This is a genomic window from Chitinophaga sp., assembly GCF_036569125.1.
Classification (GTDB): Bacteria; Bacteroidota; Bacteroidia; order Chitinophagales; family Chitinophagaceae; genus Chitinophaga.
Genome location: NZ_DATCRF010000430.1, coordinates 1 through 4,430 on the forward strand (window position 1 = coordinate 1; position 4,430 = coordinate 4,430).

The window sequence follows — 4,430 nt, forward strand, 5'->3', positions numbered from 1 at the left end:
ATAATCCTTATACTGAATACGCAAGGGTAATAGTGGATGGGCGGCGCCAACGGTATAAGCATGATACAAGCTTAACAACTCGCGGATCAAAATACTCATGGACCACCCATCACTGATAATATGGTGCATTACAAAGCTGAATACCCATTTATGATCTGTTACCTGGTACAGGAATGCGCACAGCAAGGGCCCGTTACGCAGATCAAAAGGCGTAGCTGTTACCTGCTGAATGAAGGCCGCTACTTTTTCCGTCTGGTCAGGTTCCTGGCGTAGGTCCGTATACGTGATACTGAGATCAGCGGCGGCAGTTATATACTGTTTTACTTCCCCCTGCTCATCTTCCCTGAAAGTGGTGCGCAGGCTTTCATGCCGCCCTATCAGGGTATTAAAGGCAGCTGTTAACGCATCAATATTCAAATTGCCTTCAAACACATAAGTACCGGCCATATTATAAGCCAGGTTACCTTCTTCAAACTGGCTCAGCACCCATAAACGGCGCTGCGCGGATGACAAAGCATAGGCAGCTTGTACCGGTACCGGAGGTATGCTAACGAAACTATTTTTAGTAGCCTGTAATACAAGGCCTGCCTGTTCTTCCAGCACTGCGTGTTTGAACAGGTCTTTCAGCGCTATTTTGGTTCCAAAACGTTTATAGAGCTGGCTGGCTAAGCGGGTAGCTTTTAAACTATGACCGCCCAGCTCAAAGAAATTATCTTTTACGCTGATCTGCTCACGCCCTAAGATCTCCTGCCAGATCGTTACCAGTTCCTGCTCCGTAGCATTGCGCGGCGCCACATAGGCCACTCCGGCTGCTAATGCATCACCAGCCGGCATGGGCAGCTTTTTACGATCCACCTTACCACTGGCATTTAATGGCAGCTGCTCCAGCTGCATCACATAAGCGGGCAGCATATATGCAGGCAATGTTTTGCCCAGGTAAGCACGCAGCTCTGCCAACGGCAATGCTGCTTTGGCTACAATGTAGGCTACCAGCTCCGGCCCGGCTTCGTTAAGCGGTTGCGCCAGCACTACGGCTGTTTCAATATCCGGGTGGTTCTGCAGTGTATGTTCAATTTCTCCTAACTCTATACGGTAACCGCGGATCTTAACCTGCTCATCTTTACGGCCGGTGAAAGCAATGTTACCATCCGGCAGCCAGCGGCCGGTATCGCCTGTGCGGTACAAACGCTGTCCGGGTTTAAACGGATGCGGTATGAATTTGCTGGCGGTTAGTACCGGTTGATTTAAATATCCCCGTGCTAAACCATCGCCTGCTATACAGATCTCACCGCTTATGCCAATGGGCTGCAGCTGCAGATCTTCATCCAGGATGTATACCTGTGTATTATCAATAGGCCTACCAATAGGTATTAAAGCGGGATCATTGCTGTTATGTAAATTGATAGAAGTAGTTACTACTGTATTTTCTGTAGGCCCGTAATTGTTCACCAGCTGCAGGCCCCCATTGCCGGTGTTCCGCAAGGCATCACCTCCTGTAAGTACCTGCACATTTGCCAGCGTGCCAGGCGCCAGGTCTGCCAGCTTCTCACTGATCACTGTTGGTAAAAAGCAATGCGTAATACCCTGCTCCTGTATAAAAGCCACTAATGCCGGCAGATCCAGCCGGGTTTCATCCTGCAAAGGATATAAAGCAGCGCCGCTCAACAGGTAAGGCCATACTTCCCAGCCGGCAGCATCAAAGCTAATGCTGCTGTACACGGTAGCCCTACTCTCCGCAGTTACCTTAAAAGAACGGTTATGCCAGTAACAAAGGTTCACCAGGGAGCGGTGTTCCACCTGCACTCCTTTGGGCTTACCGGTTGAACCGGAAGTATAGATCACATATACCAGGCTGCCGGCATCATTTACCAGCGGCTGGTTTGCTGTCGGGAATTGTGCTATAAGGTCGTTATCTTTTATTACTAACAGCTCACAGCTGCTGATATTAAGCGTAGCTTTTAATGTTTCATCTGTTATTACTGCTGTTCTTATACCGGCATCTTCCAGCATATACCGGATACGGTCTGCAGGGTGTGCGGGATCAACAGGCACATACGCAGCACCGGCTTTTAAGATGCCCAGCATACCGACGGCCATTTCTATAGAACGTTCTGTGATCAGTCCTATTGGCTCCTCTTTTTTTACCTGGTAAAGGTCCCTTAAACAGGCTGCCAGCTGGTTCGCTTTCTCATTCAGCTCACGGTATGTAAGCTGTGTGTTACCTGCTGCAATAGCTACCTGGTTAGGCGTTTGGGCCACCTGCGCTTCAAACAGCTCATGAATGGTTTTGCTTTGAGGATAGGCTGTTGCTGAAGGATTAAACTGTTCCAGCAGCACCTGCTCTTCCTGCGGGCTGGTGTACCTGATACGCCCTACCGGCGCCTGCGGGTCTTTTACAATGGCAGTAAGCAGCTGTACAAAATGAGCAAGGTATTGCTCTATACGCCAGGCAGCGTAAATGTCTGTATTATATTCAAGATCGGCAATAATGCCTTCTTCAGATTCCGTAAAACTGAATGTGAGATCAAATTTGCTGAGGTTTTGCTCAACATTGAACGGACTTGCAGTTAAATGCTGCAGCTTGCCCGTGGCAATGGTAGCTGCGGCGGTTTCTTTTTCCTGCAGCACTACCATCACATCGAACAAGGGGTGATGGCTTAAGCTGCGCTCCGGCTGCAGCTCATCTACCAGCTGGTCAAAGGGGTAAGCCTGGTGCGTATAGGCATCCAGGGTAGTTTTCTTTACCTGTTCCAGCACGCGGATGAAACTGTCTGTTCTTTTAATGGCCGAGCGGATGGCGAGCGTGTTCACATAAAATCCTACCTGGTCCTCCAGCTGATGGTGGTAGCGGCCTGCCACCGGTGTGCCGGTAACAAGATCTTCCTGCCCGGTATAGCGGTACAGCAATACTTTTACAACTGCCAGTAAGCTCATGAACAGACTGGCGCCGGTACGCTGACTAAGCTGTTGCAAAGCTTCCTGTAAATCTTTATTTACAAGCAGCTGCACATGGCTGCCATTATAGGTTTTTACGGCCGGGCGTGCATAATCTGAAGGCAGGTCCAGCACCGGTGGTTCGGCAGCAAACTGTTGCAGCCAGTACACGCGGTGTGCTGCCAGCTGCCCTTCCGCTAACTGTTGCTGTTGCCAGGCAGCGTAATCTTTATACTGAATGGATAGCGGCGCTAAGGCAAGCTGCTCTCCATTGATCTGTGCATTGTATAGTTTAGATAACTCATTCACCAGGATACCCATTGACCAGCCATCGCTGATAATATGATGCATAGTGTAGCTGAGCACCCATTTGTGATCCGTTAACTGGTACAGCACGGCGCGCATTAAGGGACCGGCGCTCAGGTTAAACGGCGCCTGCGTAGCCACCTGTATTAATTGCTTTATATCTGCAGGCTGGTAATTTTCTTTTCTCAGGTCCTGGAATGTAATGGCAAAACCGGCAGCTTCCGGTGAAAGAATATATTGTTGTACCTCGCCCTGCTCATCTTCTTTAAAGATGGTGCGCAGGATCTCATGCCGTGCTATCAGCTGATCAAAAGCAGCGGAAAATGCAGCTTCATCCAGCTGGCCTTCCAGCACATACACGCCGGGCATATTGTAGGCAATACTCCCTTCCTCAAACTGGCTCAGCACCCATAAACGGCGCTGCGCGGCAGATAAGGCATAAGCGGGCTGCGGGTTTACAAGCGGTATATTTGCAAAAGCGGCTTTACTGCTTTGTTCAATGAGGCTGGCCTGCTCTTCCAGCACTGCATAATTGAACAGGTCTTTCAAAGCTAACTTTACCTCAAATGTGTTATAGATGCGGCTACTCAAACGAGTGGCTTTCAGGCTATGACCGCCCACTTCAAAGAAGTTATCTTTAACACCAATGTGATTATGACCTAATACTTCCTGCCAGATAGCGGCCAGCTTTTCTTCCGTGGTATTGCGGGGCGCTATGTATTCAACACCGCTAATACCCAAGCCTTCCGGTTCCGGCAGCTTTTTCTTATCTACTTTACCATTGGGTGTTAAGGGCAATGCTTCCAGCTGTACAAAATGCGCGGGCAGCATGTAAGCAGGCAGGGTTTTGCTGAGCGCAGCGCGCAGGCCAGCGATATGTTGCTCCTGCGAGCTAACGATATAGGCTACTATTTCTTTTTCACCATTGCTGTTAGCTTTGGCTATTACTACTGCTGATTCAATACCTGGTTGTGTTTGCAAAGTGTTCTCTATCTCACCCAATTCTATTCGGTAACCGCGGATCTTTACCTGCTCGTCCTTACGGCCTATGAAGGCTATGTTACCATCCGGCAGCCAACGTCCTAAGTCGCCTGTTCTGTACAGTCGCTCTCCGGGTTTGAACGGGTTATCGATGAACTTAGCGGCTGTTAGTTCTGGTTGGTTCAGATAACCTTGTGCTAAGCCATCAC

1 protein-coding gene is annotated in these 4,430 nt (G+C 49.4%); it reads right to left on the bottom strand.

Annotation, left to right across the window (positions count from 1 at the left end; translation table 11 throughout):
- Positions 1–4,430 (bottom strand): amino acid adenylation domain-containing protein (locus VIM87_RS16085; RefSeq protein WP_331997979.1); only part of this gene is annotated, 4,430 nt, incomplete at both ends.